22 protein-coding genes are annotated in these 19,343 nt (G+C 60.2%); 10 read left to right on the top strand and 12 right to left on the bottom strand.

Annotation, left to right across the window (positions count from 1 at the left end; translation table 11 throughout):
- The first annotated feature begins 33 nt into the window (after positions 1–33).
- On the top strand, positions 34–2,022 hold the full coding sequence (locus LCM4573_RS16815) for a bifunctional diguanylate cyclase/phosphodiesterase (protein WP_071007539.1): 1,989 nt from the start codon (positions 34–36) through the stop codon (positions 2,020–2,022).
- A 35-nt stretch (positions 2,023–2,057) separates the two neighbouring features.
- Here the strand turns inward: LCM4573_RS16815 and lepA are convergent, their stop codons facing one another.
- Positions 2,058–3,881: a translation elongation factor 4 gene (gene lepA / locus LCM4573_RS16810; protein ID WP_071007538.1), complete on the bottom strand. Its 1,824-nt coding sequence runs from the start codon at positions 3,879–3,881 to the stop codon at positions 2,058–2,060.
- A 178-nt stretch (positions 3,882–4,059) separates the two neighbouring features.
- Here lepA and LCM4573_RS16805 point away from each other — a divergent pair, with 178 nt between their 5' ends.
- The 3 genes from LCM4573_RS16805 to LCM4573_RS16795 are packed head-to-tail and all read left to right on the top strand — an operon-like array spanning position 4,060 to position 6,790.
- Complete coding sequence (locus tag LCM4573_RS16805) at positions 4,060–5,616, top strand: VOC family protein (RefSeq protein ID WP_071007637.1); 1,557 nt, start codon at positions 4,060–4,062, stop codon at positions 5,614–5,616.
- 55 nt (positions 5,617–5,671) lie between these two features.
- Positions 5,672–6,247 (top strand): XRE family transcriptional regulator, encoded by a 576-nt coding sequence (locus tag LCM4573_RS16800; protein WP_116285561.1) that lies wholly within the window; start codon positions 5,672–5,674, stop codon positions 6,245–6,247.
- A gap of 24 nt (positions 6,248–6,271) precedes the next feature.
- On the top strand, positions 6,272–6,790 hold the full coding sequence (locus LCM4573_RS16795; RefSeq protein ID WP_071007536.1) for a GNAT family N-acetyltransferase: 519 nt from the start codon (positions 6,272–6,274) through the stop codon (positions 6,788–6,790).
- 11 nt (positions 6,791–6,801) lie between these two features.
- On the opposite strand, the gene LCM4573_RS16790 is transcribed toward LCM4573_RS16795, so the two are convergent.
- From LCM4573_RS16790 to LCM4573_RS16780, 3 genes are all read right to left on the bottom strand, one after another.
- The gene (locus tag LCM4573_RS16790; protein ID WP_071007636.1) at positions 6,802–7,875 is read right to left on the bottom strand and encodes a serine aminopeptidase domain-containing protein; all 1,074 of its coding nucleotides are present in this window, start codon (positions 7,873–7,875) and stop codon (positions 6,802–6,804) included.
- A 122-nt stretch (positions 7,876–7,997) separates the two neighbouring features.
- Positions 7,998–9,200, bottom strand: a complete 1,203-nt coding sequence (locus tag LCM4573_RS16785) for an MFS transporter (RefSeq protein ID WP_071007535.1) — start codon at positions 9,198–9,200, stop codon at positions 7,998–8,000.
- A 34-nt stretch (positions 9,201–9,234) separates the two neighbouring features.
- The gene (locus LCM4573_RS16780; protein WP_071007534.1) at positions 9,235–9,855 is read right to left on the bottom strand and encodes a TetR/AcrR family transcriptional regulator; all 621 of its coding nucleotides are present in this window, start codon (positions 9,853–9,855) and stop codon (positions 9,235–9,237) included.
- A gap of 163 nt (positions 9,856–10,018) precedes the next feature.
- Here LCM4573_RS16780 and LCM4573_RS28335 point away from each other — a divergent pair, with 163 nt between their 5' ends.
- Positions 10,019–10,189, top strand: a complete 171-nt coding sequence (locus LCM4573_RS28335; protein WP_198539744.1) for a hypothetical protein — start codon at positions 10,019–10,021, stop codon at positions 10,187–10,189.
- A gap of 34 nt (positions 10,190–10,223) precedes the next feature.
- Here the strand turns inward: LCM4573_RS28335 and LCM4573_RS16775 are convergent, their stop codons facing one another.
- Positions 10,224–11,042: a nucleotidyltransferase domain-containing protein gene (locus tag LCM4573_RS16775; protein ID WP_071007533.1), complete on the bottom strand. Its 819-nt coding sequence runs from the start codon at positions 11,040–11,042 to the stop codon at positions 10,224–10,226.
- A 215-nt stretch (positions 11,043–11,257) separates the two neighbouring features.
- Here LCM4573_RS16775 and LCM4573_RS16770 point away from each other — a divergent pair, with 215 nt between their 5' ends.
- Positions 11,258–12,466 (top strand): MFS transporter, encoded by a 1,209-nt coding sequence (locus tag LCM4573_RS16770; RefSeq protein WP_071007532.1) that lies wholly within the window; start codon positions 11,258–11,260, stop codon positions 12,464–12,466.
- A 48-nt stretch (positions 12,467–12,514) separates the two neighbouring features.
- Here the strand turns inward: LCM4573_RS16770 and LCM4573_RS16765 are convergent, their stop codons facing one another.
- From LCM4573_RS16765 to LCM4573_RS16745, 5 genes are all read right to left on the bottom strand, one after another.
- On the bottom strand, positions 12,515–12,736 hold the full coding sequence (locus LCM4573_RS16765) for a hypothetical protein (RefSeq protein WP_071007531.1): 222 nt from the start codon (positions 12,734–12,736) through the stop codon (positions 12,515–12,517).
- 45 nt (positions 12,737–12,781) lie between these two features.
- Positions 12,782–13,018: a 30S ribosomal protein S21 gene (gene rpsU / locus LCM4573_RS16760; protein WP_071007530.1), complete on the bottom strand. Its 237-nt coding sequence runs from the start codon at positions 13,016–13,018 to the stop codon at positions 12,782–12,784.
- 53 nt (positions 13,019–13,071) lie between these two features.
- Positions 13,072–13,359 (bottom strand): cold-shock protein, encoded by a 288-nt coding sequence (locus tag LCM4573_RS16755; RefSeq protein WP_071007529.1) that lies wholly within the window; start codon positions 13,357–13,359, stop codon positions 13,072–13,074.
- Between the two features lie 129 nt (positions 13,360–13,488).
- Positions 13,489–13,698 carry a cold-shock protein gene (locus LCM4573_RS16750; protein ID WP_071007528.1) on the bottom strand — a complete coding sequence of 70 codons (210 nt, stop codon included), beginning with the start codon at positions 13,696–13,698 and terminating at the stop codon, positions 13,489–13,491.
- A gap of 355 nt (positions 13,699–14,053) precedes the next feature.
- The gene (locus tag LCM4573_RS16745; protein WP_071007527.1) at positions 14,054–15,160 is read right to left on the bottom strand and encodes a TRAP transporter substrate-binding protein; all 1,107 of its coding nucleotides are present in this window, start codon (positions 15,158–15,160) and stop codon (positions 14,054–14,056) included.
- Here LCM4573_RS16745 and LCM4573_RS28405 point away from each other — a divergent pair.
- Entirely contained in the window at positions 15,159–15,368 is a 210-nt protein-coding gene (locus LCM4573_RS28405; protein WP_131818972.1) for a hypothetical protein, read from the top strand. The two genes, LCM4573_RS16745 and LCM4573_RS28405, sit on opposite strands and share 2 nt — an antisense overlap.
- Positions 15,369–15,390: 22 nt before the next feature.
- A complete protein-coding gene (gene mbfA, locus LCM4573_RS16740) occupies positions 15,391–16,374 on the top strand; it encodes an iron exporter MbfA (protein ID WP_071007526.1) in 984 nt (327 codons plus the stop codon).
- Between the two features lie 260 nt (positions 16,375–16,634).
- On the opposite strand, the gene LCM4573_RS16735 is transcribed toward mbfA, so the two are convergent.
- Both LCM4573_RS16735 and LCM4573_RS16730 read right to left on the bottom strand, forming a co-directional pair.
- Positions 16,635–17,249 (bottom strand): transglutaminase-like cysteine peptidase, encoded by a 615-nt coding sequence (locus LCM4573_RS16735; RefSeq protein ID WP_071007525.1) that lies wholly within the window; start codon positions 17,247–17,249, stop codon positions 16,635–16,637.
- Between the two features lie 134 nt (positions 17,250–17,383).
- Complete coding sequence (locus LCM4573_RS16730) at positions 17,384–18,184, bottom strand: carboxylesterase (protein ID WP_071007524.1); 801 nt, start codon at positions 18,182–18,184, stop codon at positions 17,384–17,386.
- A gap of 184 nt (positions 18,185–18,368) precedes the next feature.
- Here LCM4573_RS16730 and infC point away from each other — a divergent pair, with 184 nt between their 5' ends.
- Both infC and rpmI read left to right on the top strand, forming a co-directional pair.
- Positions 18,369–18,905 (top strand): translation initiation factor IF-3, encoded by a 537-nt coding sequence (gene infC, locus LCM4573_RS16725; protein ID WP_244505346.1) that lies wholly within the window; start codon positions 18,369–18,371, stop codon positions 18,903–18,905.
- Between the two features lie 197 nt (positions 18,906–19,102).
- The gene (gene rpmI, locus LCM4573_RS16720) at positions 19,103–19,306 is read left to right on the top strand and encodes a 50S ribosomal protein L35 (protein WP_046793986.1); all 204 of its coding nucleotides are present in this window, start codon (positions 19,103–19,105) and stop codon (positions 19,304–19,306) included.
- The last annotated feature ends 37 nt before the right edge of the window (positions 19,307–19,343 follow it).

Genomic DNA, 19,343 nt, shown 5'->3' with positions numbered 1-19,343 from the left:
CCGTCCCGTGGAATGCGAGCGGATGGGACGTGCATGAAGCACATATTTGCCGAGACGGTCGAAACCGATCTGCAAAAGACATCGCCGAGGCCGACGGCCGGCGAGCTTCGTGACCTTTACAGGCGCGACGGCGAGGCGGCGCGCAGGACCGCGACTCGTCACGGCCTGTGGATCGCGATCATCATATATGTGCTGTTCTGGGCGGCYGACATCGTACTGACCCCTGATGTCGCGATCTACACCGTTGCCACCCGCCTGACGGTCGGTGGTCTCGCTCTCGCCGTGATCGAGGCACAGGTCCGTTTCGGTGTGGGCATAACCTGGCTCAATCGCACCTGCGCGGTGGCGCTTGTCATGGGATATGCTGCCTGGGTCCTGCCGACGCTTCAAACTGCCTATACGGAGAGCCTCTCCTATTACATGATATTCGGCGCCATCTTCATGATGGGGGCGAACCTGTTCTTCAGCTTCAGGTTCAGCCTTTCCGTGGCAACCTCAGGCGCGGTGCTGGCAATCTTCCTGGCATCCCTGCCGGCGTTCTGGCCGTCGGACAATTACGCATTTGCCTTCGCTACGTTCTACGTCTCCTGTTTCATCTTCACCTCCTATGTGAACTGGAAGCTGAATGAGGAGCGTTACAACGTTTTCYTGAATGCGCTGGAGGCGAAGACGCAGCAGAGAGAAGCCAATGAAAGAGGTGAAGCTCTGCTCAGGATGTCGAATACCGATTACCTGACGGGCCTGGAAAATCGCCGCGCGGTGGATCAGCGGCTCCGGTATTACTGGAATGAGTGGCAGGGAAATGGTCGCGGCTTTGCCGCCATCCTCGTCGATGTGGATTTCTTCAAGAAGTACAATGATGGATATGGCCACCAGGAGGGCGACCGGTGCCTGGTCGACGTCGCCACCACGATTAAGCAGGCGATCGAACCTTATGGCGGTTCGATCGGCCGTTACGGCGGCGAGGAATTCATCGTGCTGGCGCAGATCGACAGCAGGGAAGAGGTTGCCGCACTTGCCGAAGGAATTCGCTTCACCGTCGAGCAATTGAGGGTTCATCACAAGGAGCGTCGCGATGGCACCTCGGTCGTGACCGTGAGTGTCGGCGCGGCCTTCACCAGGGATCAGGCAGGGGCGAAACTCGAGAAGATCATCCACGAGGCCGACCGGGCGCTTTACAGCGCCAAGGCCAGCGGCCGCAACTGCGTGCGCCTGTTCGATCCGAACGACCCCAATAACAGCGACGAAACGGAGAATATCGCGGCGCTCCTGAAGATCGCGGTCGACCAGGGCCTGGTGTCGCTTGTTTATCAGCCGATCGAGGACATGGTTTCCGGAAGGCGCGATGCCGTCGAGGCACTCATGCGCCTCAAGACGCTGGATGGTGTCGCCGTTCCTCCGAGCCTTTTCATACCGATCGCCGAGCGGACAGGCCTGATCACGGATCTCGGCCGCTGGGTCATACGGACGGTTTGTCTTGACCTCCTCGCGGAAAATCACGTGGAAGTGGCAAGCGTCAATGTCTCGCCGATCCAGCTTAAGATGCCCGGCTTCGCCGCGAGCGTGGCGGCTATCCTCTATGAAACGGGGGTATCCGGCAGCAGGCTCGCACTTGAGATCACCGAAGGGCTTGAGATGGAGATGCATTCCGATGTGTTGCGCTGCATCAGCGACCTGAAAACACTGGGAATCCAGATATGGCTGGATGACTTCGGCACCGGCTTTGCGGGATTGTCATGGCTGCGGCTGATCGAGTTCGATATCGTGAAGATCGACCGCTCCTTCCTGCATGACGGTTCCGCGCCTCGGGGCAGGGCGATGCTTCAGGATATCGTCGACCTCGTCCGCAATCGCGGCCCGAAGATCCTCGTCGAAGGTGTCGAGACCGAAGGCCAGCTGGCACTGGTTCGCGAGCTGCGCATCGACTATGCGCAGGGCTATCACGTCGGCCATCCGGCACCGGTTCAGGATTTCCGCAAGACGGCTAAGGCGGCCCGTCCGCGTCACCGCAAGGCGAGCTGATGGGCAGTCCTATCCTGGCGAATACGGTCTGAAAATCACTCATCGCCCATCTTGAGCGCCGCGATGAAGGCTTCCTGCGGGATTTCGACCTTGCCGAACTGCCGCATGCGCTTCTTGCCTTCCTTCTGCTTTTCCAGAAGCTTGCGCTTGCGGGTGGCGTCGCCGCCGTAGCACTTGGCCGTCACGTCCTTGCGGAGCGCCCTGACGGTCTCGCGGGYGATGACCTTGCCGCCGATCGCTGCCTGGATCGGGATCTGGAACATGTGCGGCGGAATGAGTTCCTTCAGCTTCTCGCACATGCCGCGCCCGCGCCGGTCCGCTGCCGAGCGGTGAACGAGCATGGAAAGCGCATCCACCGGATCGCCGTTGACCAGGATCGACATCTTCACGAGGTCGCCTGCGCGGTAATCCATGATGTTGTAGTCGAAAGAGGCATAGCCCTTGGAGATCGACTTCAGCCGGTCGTAGAAGTCGAAGACCACTTCATTGAGCGGCAACTCATAGGTGATCATCGCGCGATTACCCACATAGGTGAGCTCGGTCTGGATGCCACGACGATCCTGGCAGAGCTTCAGGATGCCGCCGAGATATTCGTCCGGCGTCATGATCGTCGCCTTGATCCAGGGCTCGCGGATTTCGTCGATCTTGACGACGTCCGGCATGTCGGCCGGGTTGTGCAGCTCTTTTTCGGAGCCGTCGGTCAGCGTCATCTGGTAGACGACGGAAGGCGCCGTGGCGACGAGATCGAGATTGAACTCGCGCTCCAGCCGCTCCTGGATGATTTCGAGGTGAAGCAGGCCGAGGAAGCCGCAGCGGAAGCCGAAGCCGAGTGCCGCCGAGCTTTCCATCTCGAAGGAGAAGGAGGCGTCGTTCAGACGCAGTTTGCCCATGGCGGCGCKCAGGTCCTCGAAGTCGGCCGCATCGACCGGGAAGAGGCCGCAGAAGACCACCGGCTGGGCCGGTTTGAAGCCGGGAAGGGCTTCGGCCGTCGGCCGCTTGTCGTCGGTGATCGTGTCGCCGACGCGGGTATCGGCCACTTCCTTGATCGAGGCGGTGATGAAGCCGATCTCGCCGGGGGCGAGGCTGTCGACATTCACCATCTTCGGGGTCAGCACGCCGACGCGTTCGACTGTATATTTGGCGCCGGTGCCCATCATGCGGATCTGCTGGCCCTTGGTCAGCACGCCGTCGATGACCCGCACCAGAACCATGACGCCGAGATAGGTATCGTACCAGCTGTCGACGAGCAGGGCTTTCAGCGGTCCCTTTTCGCCTTCCGCGCTCTTGGGCGCAGGCAGCTTGTGGACGATGGCTTCCAGCACGTCGGGAATGCCGAGACCGGTCTTGGCCGATATCAGCACGGCGTCGGAGGCGTCGATGCCGATCACTTCCTCGATCTGTTCCTTGATGCGATCGGGTTCGGCGGCCGGCAGGTCGATCTTGTTGAGGACGGTGACCAGCTCGTGGTTGTTGTCGATCGCCTGGTAGACATTGGCGAGCGTCTGTGCCTCGACCCCCTGGGAGGCATCGACCACGAGCAGAGAACCTTCGCAAGCCGAAAGCGAGCGGGAGACCTCGTAGGCGAAATCGACGTGGCCGGGCGTGTCGATGAGGTTCAGGATATAGGTCTCACCGTTCTGCGCCTTGTAGTGCAGGCGCACGGTCTGGGCCTTGATGGTGATGCCGCGCTCGCGCTCGATATCCATCGAGTCCAGCACCTGTTCCGACATCTCGCGTTCGGCGAGGCCGCCCGTGGACTGGATCAGCCGGTCGGCAAGGGTCGACTTGCCGTGGTCGATATGGGCCACGATCGAGAAGTTGCGGATATGGTCGAGGGGCGTGCGCGAAGTGGTGCTCATGGCTCGCGCATATAGCAGCGGTCAAAGGCCGCGCCTAGCGGGAACTTCGCGGCATTTGCGATAAATTGAAGGCTTTGGCGGGCAAATCGACCCGGCCGATTGCGGCGGACCGCTTGACCTTTGCCTGTCGATGGYGGAAGCCGGTGTACTTGTTCCGCATGCCCTTCGGAGCCTTCCCATGAATGACGCCCAGCAGACGACCTCCGCCACCGGCATTCACCATGTGACGCTGATCACGCGGCGGGTGCAGGACAATGTCGATTTCTATGTCGGCTTCCTCGGACTGAACCTCGTGAAGCGCAGCGGCGGCTTCGAGGATGCGGAGCAGCTGCACCTCTTCTACGGCGACGAAAATGCCTCGCCCGGAACGCTCGTCACCTTCCTCGTCTGGGAAGATGGTGCATCTGGCCGGGTCGGCAACGGGCAGGTTTCGGAGATCGCGTTCACGGTGCCGCAGGGCTCGATCGGCGAATGGTTGACGCGGGCGATCACGCACCGGGTGCCGGTCGAAGGGCCGGTRCACGAATTCGGCGAAACGGTGCTGCGGCTGAAGGACCCGGACGGGATCATTGTCAAGCTGGTTGGGGTCGGGGAAGAAGCAACTTTTGCGGAGAGTGATAAMGGCCTCGCTGTCCAGCGGCTGCGGGCTGTGACGATTCTCACGGAAACGCCCGAAGAGACTGCCGCTTTCATTCAGCGTTTCGGCTACAGGCCGGGGCTGGTCGCCGGCACGGTGCAGCGGCTGGTTTCCGAAACCGATGCCGTCGATGTCCGCGATGCTTCGGGCTATGTACCCGGTATTCCGGGAACCGGCACGGCCGATCACGTGGCGTTTCGCGCGGCAGATATTGCGGCTGTGCGTGCGGCTGAGGCGGAGCTTTCGAAACGCAATTCCTCGCCCACGAATTTTCATGACCGGAAGTATTTCACGTCGCTCTATGTGCGGGAGCCGGGCGGCGTCTTGATCGAGTTCGCGACGGATGGGCCGGGCTTTGCGATCGACGAGGAGCCGGGACATCTCGGTGAAAAGCTCTTCGTTCCACCGGGCGATGAAGAGCGCGCGCAGGATCTGCAGGTGCTGTTGCCGCAGTTCTCCATGCCCGGCGAGCCGCGTATGCCGCGTCGCGACCTGCCATTCGTTCATCGCTTCTTCGTGCCCGACAAACCGGGGGAGGAGACCATCGTGCTGCTGCATGGCAGCGGCGGCAGCGAAGCGGACCTGATGCCGCTCGCCCATTGGATCGCGCCACGTGCCACGCTTCTCGGCGTGCGGGGGCGGGCGACAGAAGAAGGCGCGGCACGCTGGTTCCGGCGGTTCTCGGCGATGAGCTTCGATCAGCAGGATATCCGTGCCGAGGCGGACGCGTTCGCGGCATTCATCGAGGGCGCGGTCGAGGGCTACAGGCTCGATCCGGAGCGGCTCACCTTCATGGGCCTATCGAACGGCGCCAACTTCATCGCGGCTTTCATGGCGCTTTATCCGAGTGTTATTCGCAGCGCCATGCTGTTCCGGGGCATGCTTGTCCTTGATGAGGTTCCAAAGGCCGACCTGGCCAATGCTTCGGTGTTGATGGTCAACGGCAGACAGGATCTCTCCGCGCCGGGAGCGCGCCGGTTGGAGAATTGGTTCAAGGAGAGCGGCACGGTGCTCACCAGCCATTTCATCGAGGCCGGCCATATGCTTTCCGATCAGGACCTGCCCTTGGCACAGGCATGGATGCGCGAAACGCCGTAACGGAACATCGTACTGGCAGCTTGACTCCATTATAAGAGAATGTAAATCTCAAATAATGGATACGACGGATAACGGCCTCGACAGATCGATAGGTGAGCGCATCAGGGCGCTGCGCAGCCGGCATGACTTGACGCTCGATGAGCTGTCCCGGCGCTCCGGCGTCAGCCGCGCGATGATCTCGCGTATAGAGAGAGCTGAGGCAAGCCCGACGGCTGCGCTCCTGGCAAGGCTCTGTGAGGCGCTTGGCCTGTCTCTCTCCGCCTTCTTCGCCGACGACGGGGCGGCGGGCTCACCACTCATCCGCAGAGCGGATCAGAAGCTCTGGCGCGACCCGCATACCGGCTATCTGCGCCGGTCCGTCTCTCCGTCGGGCACAGCGAGCCGGGTCGATATCGTCGAGGTGGAGTTTCCGCCTCATGCCCGCGTCAGCTTTCCGCCCCGCGAGGAAAGCCGGGTAATGACCCAGCATGTCTGGCTCTTCGAGGGCGTTCTGGAGATGGTCTTCGAGGGAGTCATCCACACGCTCCATCCCGGCGATTGCCTTTATATGGACCTCGGCGACGCCTTCGACTTCCACAATCCATCTGACAAACCGGCCCGTTACGCGGTGATCCTCGACCGCGGCCGATGAAACATTACCGAAAGAACTTCAAAAATGGCGACCATACGTATCATCGATGCCGAAGAAGCCCGCGCAGCGGTTTCCGATCTCAATGAAATTCTCTCGGACTGCATTAATGGCGGCGCTTCGGTTGGCTTCATGCTGCCCTTCTCAGCCTCCGACGCCACCTTCTATTGGAGGGAGGTGGCCGATAGCGTCGAAGGAGGTGTCACGATCCTCGCTGTCGCCGAGGTGGAAGGCCGCATTGTCGGCACCGTGCAGGTGGGTCTGGCCTCGAAACCGAACCAGCCGCATCGCGGCGACCTCATGAAGCTCCTCGTGCACCGCTCGGCTCGTGGTCTCGGTCTGTCGCGATTGCTGATGGAGGCGGTGGAGCTGGAAGCCGTGCGGCGCGGCCGCTCGCTCCTGGTATTGGATACGGCGACCGGCAGCGACGCGGAAAAGATCTACCCCCGCTTCGGCTGGGAACGCGTTGGCGTCATCCCGGATTATGCCATGTGGCCGCAGGGCGGTTTCTGCGGCACGACCCTATTCTATAAGCGGCTCGCTTGACGCGTTGGTTTTCAGTTTTCGGGTTTGAGCGTTCGCTCGAAGGCCTGCCTTATGAGGCCGGTGAGTTCTTCATGAATATCGGCCCGCGGCCGGCCCGTGTCCTCACAGATCGGATCGGCTTCGCCGACGGACTTCAGGAACTCGTCCGCGCCTGGCTTGCAGACGGGCAGAAAGCTGAAATGGTCGGACACGTTCACCTGCGCATAGGCGGCGGTCGGCGCCTGTTTCGCCAGGGCATCCGAAAGCACCGCGACCGGGATATGGCCTTCGCTGCCGAGATTGATGAGGGTCAGCGGGATATCGATGGCCTWCACGCTTTCCGGCTTGAAGACTGTGGCAAGACCGGGATCGATTACGACCGCCGAAACGATGCGCGGATCGCGGTTCGATTGTTCGAAGCGGGACTTGTCCAGGCTGTGGAGATCGAATTTTTCGACCTCGACCTGTTCTCCATCGGCAAAGCCGCGCCCGCCCCGAAACCAGCGGCAATCCATCATCGACGGATGGTCGTCGCAATAGCGGATATAGGCATCGAGATCGGCTCGTGCCCCGGCAAGCTCCATCGCGGCGGCGCCGCCGAGCGAAAACCCGAGAATGCCGATATGCTCCTTGTCGACCAGCGTTTTAAATCGGTCGTCGTCGATCATTGCAGTGATGATATCCGAGATGTCCTGCGTTCGTTCCCAGATTCTAGGCGTGGCGGCCGGCGTGGAATCGCCGCCCGTGGTGCCGGGATGGTTGGGGCCGGCCACGATGAAACCCGCCTCGGCAAGCTTTGTGGCGATCCATGCCATGCCTTCCGCGCGGGAGCCGGAGCCATGGGAGAGCAGTACCAGGGGAAAGCGGCCGCTTTTGGCGGAGGCATTTTTCGATGCCGGCGATCCTTCGAAAACCCGGCTGTCACCAACAAGTACGGGTGTGCCATCGCCTTTTGAAGGATACCAAACCGTCACCGCAAGCGCTCTGCCGTGATCGGGCGAAACCACGCTGATCTTTCGGACGCCCACGGGTTCGGTTGCAAAGGTTGGGAAACTGGCAGCAACGCTGGCCAGCAATGTTGCGAAGACAGGAAGGATCGGCCGCATGAGAACCTCATCATGGTTGATAAAGCGATGACGGGATATTTCCGCAAAGGCCGCGGCCTTCTCGACCTCGATCATGTTCGAGGACGTCCCCGAACGCGATCCGGTCCGTTCATGTCAGGTCGTCAGCGCCGTTCCGTCAGGAAGTAGACAAGAGCGATGACGGGCAGCGCAAGCCCGATGGAGGAGGCGAGAAGCCAGCCGCCTTCCGCAAAAGCCCAGGCGCCGACCGCCGAGCCGATTGCCCCGCCGCAGAAGAAAGTGGCCATGAATATGCCGTTCAATCGACTGCGAAGCTCGGCGCCGATCCCATAGATCGCCCTCTGGCCGATCACCAATGTCATCGTGACGCCGAAATCGAGGAGGATCGCGGCGGCGGTCAGCAGAGCGAGTGCCAACGTGGAGCCTTCAGGAGCGATATGCGTGATGAGGAAGGCGATCGCGACCGCGGCGATTCCCAAGGCCGTCGCCGGCTTGCCGAGATCGCGGTCGGCCAGCCGTCCCGCAATGGGTGAGGCAATGGCGCCTGCTACGCCGGCAAGCGCGAAAAGCGCTATTCCTGCCTGGGTGAGATTGAAGGCCGGGCCGGCAAGCAGCAGCGGAGTGACGGTCCAGAACAGGCTGAAGGCAGCGAACTGGCAGGCCTGATAGGCAGCCCGGCGGCGCAGGACAGGCTGTGTGGCGGCAAGCGTGCCCATCGAAGCCAGAAGACCCCCATAGCTGAGCTTCGTCTGCGGCATCCGCTTCGGCAGCCTGCTGGCCAGAACGGCACCAAGCAGGATCATGACTGCCGCCGAAAGGAAGAAGACCGTGTGCCAGGAAGAGAAACGGGAAATGAAGCTCGCGACCGGACGAGCCATCATGATGCCGACCATGAGGCCGCTCATGACATTGCCCACGACCCGGCCCCGCATGGCATCCGGCGCCAGATTGGCGGCGAAGGGAACGATCATCTGCACGGCCGTCGAGGCAAGGCCGATCGCCAGCGAGGCTGCAAGGAAAGGCAGCGGCGTGGAGGAAATGCYGGCCGCAAGAAGTGCAAGCGTGACGATCCCGATCATCGTCAGGATCAGTCTCCGGTTCTCGAGGAGATCTCCGAGCGGCACGATCAGCAGCAGGCCGAGCCCGTAACCGATCTGGGTCAGCGTCACGATGAGGCCGGTCGCGTGGGTTGGCAGGCCGATCGAGGCGGCGATCGGACCTGCGAGCGGCTGCGCATAATAGAGATTTGCGGCGATAAGGCCGCATGCCGCAGCCATGAGAAAGGTCATGCCGGCCGACATGGCGGAAGTGGCCGGCGAGGCCATCGTTGCCGAATTGCTTGTCATGAAAAGCTCCTTGGGAGGAAGGATTAGGTTGAAATCAATCGAGAATGTTCATCGCCATTTCGGCCACGGAAAGAGCGCGGTCGCGGTCCGTCCCAGCCTTTCCAAGCACCCTCAATCCCTGTGTGACGGAGAGGAGAAGGCGAGCGGCAGCATTCGAATCCAGCGAGCCGCGAATGGAGCCGTCTGCTTGGCCTTCGCGGATCATGGCGTTAAAAAGCGCCTCGCTGCGGGCCATCGAGCGGTTCACGCGTTCGGCGGCTTCCGCATCGAGAATTGCAAGCTCGATCGCGGTGCCTACCACCAGGCAGCCGCGCCGGCCGTATTCGCCATGAGAGGCTTCGGCATAGAAGCGCAGCATGCGGAAGACCTTGTCGCGACCGCTGCTACCCTCGACAAGCTCCTGTTCCAGAAGCCCGTTGCGCACCTGTTTGTAGCGGTCGAAGGCGGCGAGAAAGATCGCCATCTTGTCTCCGAACGCCTTGTAGAGACTGCCGGCCGTTAGCCCCATGGCCTCGGTAAGTTCCGAAATCGAAGCCGCGTGATAGCCGCGTTCGGAAAAGACGACGATCGCCTTGTCCAAGGCCTCCTCCATCTCGAATTCACGGGGGCGTCCGGGCAGGCGCGGCGCGGGAATGGAGGGGGTGATGTCGGTCATGGAGAATCGGACGAGCGGATTTGGAAATGATCGTTTCCAAATATAAAATGGAAATCGTTTCGTCAAGGGCGAGAGAATGGCTTCATGCCGCGAGGTGTGGAGGAGGAACCTATCGGCGCCTCTTCGGTTACGCCTTTGTCACCAAACGGAATTGGAGATCGACATGAGCAAGAGTGACGTGCGTGAGGCCGTGAAACGGGCGGAGCGGCAGGTGAAGAACACCAGCGCCGGCGGCCACCTCGGCGGTACCTATTACGGCCAGGCGCCGGACGGCAAGACGGTCTCGACCAATGCCAATGTCGGCAAGCCCCGGCCGAACGACGGCAGCAACTGACGTTGCCAGCCCTTGGAGCCCGCGAACCTTGAGCCTAGGAGTTTTGCGACAGAACGATATCCAATGCTTCGATGTCGAAGGCGAGTTTGCGGGATATAGCGAACTTGCCGTGCAGCTCCATCAACTGTCCCCGATAAAATCCTGTCAGTAGCCGGAGCGCGGGCAAAATGGCCTCCGCCTTACAAGGGGCGTAGGACGATTTGAGGGCCGCGAGAACTGTAGGGCTCGCGCGCCGTTCAAACTTCGCCATTACGGTCGTTTCAGGCGTCCGATCATGAAGCCAATCGTCGGCGTGCATGATGTGCTGGCGCAGTTCGTCGAGCAACGAGTGAGCATAGAACAGCTCGCCGCGCTGGGCGCGCCGATAGGTTTCGTGAGCGGCGGCCAGGCCCTTGCTGATCGAAAAATCAATATCATCCTCGGAAACGCTGAAGGATAAACCTTGCGAATGCTCCACGAGCTCAGCGACGATCCCGTCGGGGTCGTGCAATATCCTGATCGGCAGTCGATACCAGGGTGAAGGAGCTAACGTGCTGGCGTCGTAATAGAAAATATCGATCTTTCCAAACGGCCGAAAATGCGAGACGCAATGCCGAGCGCCGGGAACCCACTCGTTGAACAGGAAGCCGGGCCAAGCCTTCGGAATCTCCCGGCGCTGATCGACATAATGTTTATGACGATCGGGCTTCACGACGATCCTCATGTCGATATCGGAAAACGCATCGGCACTCCCAGCTGCAAGCGATCCGCCAAGGAATATTCCGGTGACGGCCGGATCGCTGGAGAAGAACCGCACTGCAGTTTCAACCAGCTCGTCCCGGGCGGCTATCAGCGATTTTTCATTCAATGGCAATGTCGCGAAACTCCTATGGTAGGTGTCAGGATAGCCTAGGTTCAGGCGACTTGGCTTCCGGTCTGATAGTTCGGTGCCTTTTTCGGCTTTTCGTTAAAATATAAAAGTCACTGTCGGAATGCAGCCCTCTCAAACGTCCTGAAGGACGAGCGGCAATGGGWGGCGGAAGAAAAGCGCCCATTRCCGGAAGGTTCCGTCACAATGGGAGAGCAGGCATGAGTATGTCTTATCGCTGGGTCATTGTCGCCGCCGGTGCGCTGATGGGCTGTGTGGCCGTCGGCACGATGTTTTCGCTGGCCATTTTTCTCGAACCGGTCGCCACGGGTACGCAATGGTCTCGGGCCGGGATTTCAAGCGCCATGACGCYGAATTTCATCGTCATGGGATTGGGAGGGTTTTTCTGGGGCGCAATGAGCGACCGTTTCGGCGCGCGCATCGTCGTGCTGATCGGCTCGGTGTTGCTTGGGCTGGCACTCGTGCTGGCGAGCAGGGCCGAAAGCCTGCTTGCTTTCCAGCTTACCTATGGTGTTCTCGTGGGGCTCTCTGCAAGCGCCTTCTTCGCGCCGATGATCGCGATCACCATGTCCTGGTTCGATGAGCACCGCAGTCTTGCCGTGTCGCTCGTTTCCGCCGGCATGGGCATGGCGCCGATGACAGTCTCCCCCTTTGCCCGATGGCTGATCAGCGCTTACGACGACTGGCGTGTCGCCATGTTTCTGATCGGTATCGGCGCGTGGGTCCTGCTGCTGCCCGCCGCATTGTTCGTGCGTAACCCGCCCGCAGCCGTTGCGGAAGATGCAGCCATCCGGCCAGCCGCGCAGACGGAGGGCCCGCCGCTGTCGCGGGTGTTCCGCTCACCGCAATTCCTGGTCCTTGGCTTTACCTTCTTCGCCTGCTGTGCGGCCCATTCCGGCCCTATCTTCCATATGGTGAGCTACGCCATGTTCTGTGGCATAGGGCCGATGGCAGCCGTCAGCATCTACAGCGTGGAAGGTGCGGCCGGCCTCGGCGGCCGCGTGCTCTTCGGCCTCCTTGCCGACAAGCTCGGCGTAAAGCCGGTTCTGATCACCGGCCTGTTGATCCAGGCGGCCGTCATCGCTGCCTATACCATGGTCAGCGAACTGACGCAGTTCTACGTGCTGGCGGTGATTTTCGGCGGCACCTATGGTGGGGTCATGCCGCTCTATGCCGTGCTGGCGGGAGAATATTTCGCCGCCCGTATATTGGGTACGGTGCTGGGGGCTGCCACCATGCTGTCGAGCATCGGCATGGCCTTCGGGCCGCTTGCGGGCGGTTGGGCTTTCGATAATTTCGCGAACTACAATTGGCTCTTTATAGGCTCAGCCCTCGTGGGGCTCGGTGCGGTGGCGATCGCACTCGCTTTCCCGCCGCTACCGCGTTCACAGAGGCTCCAGCCAGCCTGAGCTGCAGCCCATGGAAAGAAAGCCTGGAGAAACTCCAGGCTTTCGGATTCAATGGCTCACAGGTGCTTTTCGTCCTTTTGGCCGGGCCGAAGCATCGGAGGACTGCGCGGCTTCGCGTTCGAGCCGAAGCAGTCTCAGCTTCTCCGTTTTCTTCTGCCGCTGTGAAGTCTCCGCGGCAATGATGGCTCGGGCCGTACTGTCTGTGGCGGCTGCCTTGTCGCGCGCGGAAAGCTTGGCGGGATTGAAGAATTCGTTCTTGGTGGCGGTCATGATGTCTTCCTTCCTGGTATGATGTCCGGGCGAGAAGCTGGAAGATTAGCGCGTGCGAACAGCTTTCTTCGGTGCGGGCAGCAGGCCTTCGCGCTGCGCCTTTTTGCGTGCGAGCTTGCGATAGCGCCGCACGGCTTCCGCTTTTTCACGCACACGTTTCTCGGACGGCTTTTCATAGGCGCTGCGCGCCTTCATTTCGCGAAAGATGCCCTCACGCTGCATCTTCTTCTTCAGCACACGAAGTGCCTGCTCGACATTGTTGTCTCTGACAAGAACTTGCAAATTTTATCCTTTCCATCGGGGGATGATCGCTCCCAGATCCATCAAGAGTTGACTTACTTGCTCACACGGATGCTTCCCGGCTTCAGCCATGGGCCATCCGTGGCCGTGGAGGAGGGGTCCTCCTTCTGGGCGAGAATCATCGTTGCGGTCGTGTCGATGTCGCTCGCCAGAATTCGCCGTTCGAAGTTTTCGTTGCCGAAGCGAACCCGGTACTGCCGCTCTCCGCTGTCGGCAGCCGGAAGAAGGCCGACGATCCGGCAGGTACGGTCGCCATTGGCCGTCCGCATCAGGCTTGCCTTGAGTACGAGGACATCGTCGACGGCATGGAGCTTTGCCTTCATTGCCTCCTCCTTGGGATACCGGCTGGCGCGCCGGTGCAAAACAAAAAGGCCGGGCGTTACCCCGACCTGTTCCCATCGTTCAAGCGCTCGCTGCCAGTACATCCGTGGTCAGCGAGGCGAACGACATTCTTATTCAGCCCGCAGATTGTCAGCCGCGTTCTTGCCGGATTTGCGATCGCGAACGATCTCGTAGGAGATCTTCTGACCGTCCTTCAGCGAGGACATGCCGGCGCGTTCGACAGCCGAAATGTGAACGAAAACATCCGTCGTTCCGTCATCGGGCTGAATAAAGCCGAAACCCTTGGTGCTGTTGAACCACTTTACAGTGCCAGTATTCATAACGATTTCCTTCCAATCGCTAGAGATTACGGACAGTATACCGTCCGCTTATATCGACATTTGAGAGGAAATCTGACTGAGCACGCAGCTCGTTGGCAAAGGTCGCACACAATTTTCGATGAAAGGAATATAGGCTTCGTTGGAGGATAATCAACGCCTCGCCGGCAATTAATTTTCCGGAAGCGTATGGATCGCAAGAAAATTCTCGGACAAACTTATGAATTTAAACCCGATATGAGTGAGGATTTTATCCTGCTTCGGATGCCATTCGTGAGGCGCATCGTGCGGGTGCGCAAAAAAGCCTCCTCTCCGCTTGGGAGAGGAGGCGCAGAAGTTGAGCCTGTTGCCGGCTTCGTTACAGCGTCCCGTTGCGCTGCTGAATCATCATGAACGTGTCGTAAGTATATTCGGCGATCTGGTTCCACAGATAACCGTCCTTCTTGAAGGCCTGCTGGTGGTCGTAGATCTTCTTGAAGGCCGGATTGGCGGCGGAAATTTCCGCATAGGTCTCCTGAGCCGCCTTGTAGCAGACGTCCAGGATATCCTGGTTGAACGCCTTCAGCACGGCACCTTCCGCGACGAGCTGCTTCAGAGCCGTGGCGTTCTGCGCGTCGTAACGGGCGAGCATGTTCTGGTTGGCGCTGGCGCAGGCATCCTTCAGCATGCGCTGATAGCTCTTCGGAAGAGCGTTGAACTTCTCGAGATTAAAGAAGGCGTGGACCGTCGGACCGCCCTCCCACCAGGCGGGATAATAGTAGTATTTGGCCACTTTCACGAAGCCGAGCTTGTGATCGTCATAGGGGCCGACGAACTCGGTCGCGTCGATCGTGCCCTTTTCAAGCGCGGCATAGACGTCGCCGCCGGCGATCTGCTGCGGCGTTACGCCGACCTTCTGCATCACCTGGCCGGTCAGGCCGGCGATGCGCATCTTCAGGCCCTTGAGATCGTCGATCGTGTTGATCTCCTTGCGGAACCAGCCGCCCATCTGAGCGCCGGTATTGCCGGCGGGCAAGGCGTAGAGATTGTGGCTGGCGAGGAATTCGTTGATCAGCTCGTTGCCGCCGCCGACTGAGAACCACGAGTTGGTGAGGCGCGCATTGAGGCCGAAGGGGATGGCCGTGCCGAGCGCGAAGGTCGGGTCCTTACCGACATAATAGTACGAGCAGGTGTGCGCCATCTCGACAGTTCCCGCGGACACCGCATCAGCTGCCTGCAGCGCGGGCACGATTTCGCCGGCCGCGAAGCTCTGAATGACGAAATTGCCGTCCGAGGCTTCCTTGACGCTTTCGGCAATTTCAGTCGCCGCACCGTAGATGATATCCAGGCTCTTCGGGAACGAGGAGGTCAAGCGCCAGGTAATCTTCGGGTTTTCCTGCGCGATGGCCGGGGCAGCCAGAACACTTGCGGCGGCGGCGCCCATGCCGGCCGTACCTGCCTGACGAATGAAATTTCTGCGGTTCATGACGGGTAAGCCTTTCTGGTGCGAGAGCCCGGATGCCAAACGTGCCGCTCTTAATCCCTTCATTTCGCCGCGAGCAAGTAAAAAATCGCAATTGTTGCGCTGCAAACGTCATTTCTTTCCGGAAATTGCGGGAATGGATGGTTTTTTCATCGGGCTTTCACCGTCCGCAGCTTTCGTCTTGAATTTTTGTTCCAAAGCTTTAATTTAGAATTATTCTAAAAGAGGTTTTCATGCTGCGCCACCTGTTTCCCAATTCCAAACGGTCTTTCGATTCCTTGAGCGAGGAGGAAATCCTGGCGCTTGCGATCGCCTCGGAAGAGGAGGATGCCCGCATCTATCTCGGCTATGCGGACGGATTGCGGGAAAGCTATCCCGCGTCGGCAAAGGTCTTCGAGGACATGGCCGAGGTAGAGCAAACGCACAAGAACATGCTGATCGAGATGTTCCGAGCCCGCTTCGGAGAGCGCATTCCGCTGATCCGGCGTGAGCATGTGCGTGGTTTCTATGAACGCAAACCAGATTGGCTGAGAAAGAACCTGCCGCTGGAGACGGTGCGCGCGCAGGCCGAGGCTATGGAGGCTCAGGCCAACCGGTTTTACAACGAAGCGGCAAAGCGCGTATCCGACGCCTCGACGCGCAAGCTGCTGGGGGATCTGGCGCTTGCCGAACAGGGGCACGAGGATATCGCCCGCATGCTCGAGGAGAAGCATCTGCCGGGAGAGGTGCGGCAGGAGGAGGACGAGGCGGCGCATCGTCAGTTCGTCCTCACCTATGTACAGCCGGGCCTGGCTGGCTTGATGGACGGCTCCGTCTCGACGCTTGCCCCGATCTTTGCCRCCGCCTTCGCCACGCAGGACACCTGGTCCACTTTCCTCATCGGCTTGTCGGCGTCTGTCGGTGCGGGCATTTCCATGGGGTTCACCGAGGCCGCACATGACGATGGCAAGATTTCCGGCCGAGGCTCTCCGGTGAAGCGGGGTTTTGCGTCCGGCATCATGACCGCAATCGGCGGTCTCGGCCATGCGCTACCCTATCTGATCCCGCATTTCTGGACGGCAACGGCAATCGCCGCGCTGGTGGTCTTCATCGAGCTCTGGGCGATTGCCTTCATCCAGAACCGCTATATGGAGACGCCTTTCATGCGTGCGGTTTTCCAGGTCGTGTTCGGCGGTTCGCTGGTTCTCGCTGCCGGCATCATCATCGGGAATGGGTGAGCTGCGACGGCGCAGCCGGCAAAACGCTCCGGTGGAGCGTTTTGAGCAGCGAACGCCGCGAGCCTAAAGCGAGCGGCTGGCAACGAGCGGTCGGGCGAAGCCCGAGCAATCGATCCAGTGAATCGATTGCAGCGAGGAACGCACCGAGCCTAAGCGAGGGGCCGGGCGCGGGTGCGGCATAATCGAGCCCGCCCAAACAAAAAATGCCTGCGATCGGGTGGATCGCAGGCGGTCTTTTATTTCCGATGATCGGTATCGGCTTAGCGGAGCGCACCGACCACGACATCGCGGCCATTCTCGATGGTGACCCAGCGGCCGCTGTTGAAGGAAGCCTGGCGCTTCAGGAAAGTATAGGGCGTCTCGTACCAGGGGCGTACCCGGTTATCGAGATTATCGAGCACGAAATCGCCTTCCGAGGTTCGCACGGTCAGAACCGCATGCCCTTCGCCATCGGGCTTGCGCACCACGGTGATCAGCACGTCGGCGGGTGAGAAGCCCCGCCGCATCAGCTCGCGGCGCTTCTGCAGGGCGTAGTCCTCGCAGTCGGCGGCATCCTTCGGATAAGCCCAGACCTCTTCGCGTCCGTACATCTCCATGTCGGTCATCGCGACATAACGGGCATTGACCGAGGAGTTGACGCTGCGCACCGTCGCCCAGCCGCGAGCACTCAGCTTAGCCGGCGGTGTCGAGCGGCTGCGCTGATTGCACTCGCTGGGATATTGTTTGCAGAATTCGTAATGACCGATCGGCTGTGAAGTATTGCCGCCGGTAATCATCGAGGCGCTTGCGCCCGATGCCGGTAGTGCAGCGCTCGTAGGCGCAAGAAGAGATGCTAGGATCACGGCAACATGCCGCGCCGACAAGGCTTTCATCATGGACCCGTCCCTCAAGTCTTAACGAAAAGTTAAAGAGCGGAACGGGCGGAGAGTCAATCGTTACGGAAGTATTAATGCGTGCGGACCGGAATTATGGTTAAAGTGCTGCATTTTAGCGGCAGCTCAATTTCTCATCATTCATTAATGAGGGCGGTGGTCGCGGCGAGGATCTTTTCGATATCCTGGGGGCGTGAGAGCCGGTGGTCGCCGTCGCGAATGAGCGTCAGCACCACGTCGTCGGCCGGCAGGAATTCCACAAGCTTCAGCGCGTGCCTGTACGGCACATCGGGGTCCTTCATGCCCTGTAGGATATGGACGGGGCAGCCGGTTTCGATGATGCCCGTCATCACCAGGTTCTCGCGGCCGTCCTCGATCAGGGCTCGGGTATAGACATTGGGTTCGGGGCTGTAGGCGGAATATTCCTCGAAATAGCCTCGCTCGTCGAGCGAGCGGCGCTCCGCTTCAGTGAGGTTGGGTTCGATGAGCTCGGCGGTGAAATCCGGAGCCGGCGCGATGAGCACGATGCCGATGACGGCCGGCGCCCGTTTGCGCCTTCCCAGCTCCTGCACCAGTCGGAGTGCGATCCATGCGCCCATGGACGAGCCCACCAGAAGGACGCGCTTCGGCTTGATGTCTTCAAGAACGGCGACCGCCTCCTCAAGCCAGCGCGAGATCGTGCCGTTGCTGAATTCTCCTCCCGAAGCCCCGTGGCCGGAATAGTCGAAACGGATCGCGGCGAGGCCAAGGCGCTTGGCCAGCGAATCGAGTTCGATCGCCTTGGTGCCGGACATGTCGGAGCGGTAGCCGCCGAGCCAGACGATCGCAGCCGCGCCCCTCCTGGTCGCCGGCCGATGGAGAATGGCGATCTCCCGTGCTTCCGCTCCGGAACCGACGATGATCCTCTTCGGTCTGGTCATGTCTGCGGCGTCTGTCATGGCGGGCTCCTCGCTATGAGTTTCCGGCGCTATAAAACAGATTCGCGGCACGCGACAGCAGGTGATTTTTCTATGGCGGTGTGCTATTGACTTCGTGCGAGCGATCACGACATTGCCGTCGGCCTCAAGGCCGGGCAAGCAATAGGCGTTGCTTGCGTTCCGAAACAATATGGAGAATACGACCATTCGCAGACCGTTCAAAGCCGATGCCCCCGTCAAGGAGGGGCCGCGCTCCAATAGGGAAATTCGCGTTCCCAGGGTCCAGCTTATCGATGCCGACGGCCAGAATCTCGGTGCAGTACCGACCGACCAGGCCCTTCGCATGGCCGAGGAAGCGGGACTGGATCTCGTAGAAATCTCGCCGAACAATGATCCGCCGGTGTGCAAGATCCTCGATCTCGGCAAGCTGAAATATGCGAACCAGAAGAAAGCGGCCGAAGCTCGCAAGAAGCAGAAGATCGTCGAAGTCAAAGAAATCAAGATGCGCCCGAACATCGACACGCACGATTACGATGTGAAGATGAAGGCCATGAACCGCTTCTTCGAGGATGGCGACAAGGTCAAGGTGACGCTGAAGTTCCGCGGCCGTGAAATGGCCCACCAGGAACTCGGCATGAAGCTCCTGCTTCAGGTCAAGGACGACACACAGGAAATCGCCAAGGTGGAAGCCGAGCCGAAGCTCGAAGGCCGCCAAATGATGATGGTGCTGGCGCCGAAATAAGCGCCGCACCAAGGGCCCTGCGAGGAGGCTGGCCGGCGTTCGCACCCGGTATTCCCAATGCTTTCTTTCCCATTGCGCTTTTGGCCGACTGCGGTTATAAGCGCGCGTCCGAACGGTCCGGCAGGGCATGCCGTGGCCGTTCTAAATGCTTGAACCAGCCTCGTCTGCTGGTTTCTATAGAAGAACGGAGTAGCAAAATGCCCAAGATGAAGACGAAATCGGCTGCCAAGAAGCGGTTCAAGGTCACCGCAACGGGCAAAGTCGTCGCAGCCGCCGCTGGCAAGCGCCACGGCATGATCAAGCGGTCCAACAAGTTCATCCGCGATGCGCGCGGAACGATGATCCTTGCCGAACCTGATGGCAAGAAGGTTATCAAGAACTACCTGCCGAACGGTCTCTGAGACTAGTCGAGCGATTGGATCATTAAGGAGATCATGA

Source organism: Rhizobium sp. LCM 4573, from assembly GCF_001854865.1.
GTDB lineage: Bacteria > Pseudomonadota > Alphaproteobacteria > Rhizobiales > Rhizobiaceae > Neorhizobium.
Note: the sequence above shows the minus strand (reverse complement) of the source record. Positions and strands in the feature narration are given on the sequence as shown.

Excerpts from the sequence above, each read along its gene's own strand:
- LCM4573_RS28335 (WP_198539744.1), top strand. The coding sequence starts at position 10,019 with ATGAGCAAGAGTGACGTGCGTGAGGCCGTGAAACGGGCGGAGCGGCAG.
- LCM4573_RS16735 (WP_071007525.1), bottom strand. The coding sequence starts at position 17,249 with ATGATGAAAGCCTTGTCGGCGCGGCATGTTGCCGTGATCCTAGCATCT.
- LCM4573_RS16795 (WP_071007536.1), top strand. The coding sequence starts at position 6,272 with ATGGCGACCATACGTATCATCGATGCCGAAGAAGCCCGCGCAGCGGTT.
- LCM4573_RS28405 (WP_131818972.1), top strand. The coding sequence starts at position 15,159 with ATGACGGGTAAGCCTTTCTGGTGCGAGAGCCCGGATGCCAAACGTGCC.
- LCM4573_RS16750 (WP_071007528.1), bottom strand. The coding sequence starts at position 13,698 with ATGAATACTGGCACTGTAAAGTGGTTCAACAGCACCAAGGGTTTCGGC.
- LCM4573_RS16800 (WP_116285561.1), top strand. The coding sequence starts at position 5,672 with ATGGATACGACGGATAACGGCCTCGACAGATCGATAGGTGAGCGCATC.
- LCM4573_RS16730 (WP_071007524.1), bottom strand. The coding sequence starts at position 18,184 with ATGACAGACGCCGCAGACATGACCAGACCGAAGAGGATCATCGTCGGT.
- LCM4573_RS16745 (WP_071007527.1), bottom strand. The coding sequence starts at position 15,160 with ATGAACCGCAGAAATTTCATTCGTCAGGCAGGTACGGCCGGCATGGGC.
- LCM4573_RS16780 (WP_071007534.1), bottom strand. The coding sequence starts at position 9,855 with ATGACCGACATCACCCCCTCCATTCCCGCGCCGCGCCTGCCCGGACGC.
- LCM4573_RS16765 (WP_071007531.1), bottom strand. The coding sequence starts at position 12,736 with ATGACCGCCACCAAGAACGAATTCTTCAATCCCGCCAAGCTTTCCGCG.
- LCM4573_RS16755 (WP_071007529.1), bottom strand. The coding sequence starts at position 13,359 with ATGAAGGCAAAGCTCCATGCCGTCGACGATGTCCTCGTACTCAAGGCA.
- rpmI (WP_046793986.1), top strand. The coding sequence starts at position 19,103 with ATGCCCAAGATGAAGACGAAATCGGCTGCCAAGAAGCGGTTCAAGGTC.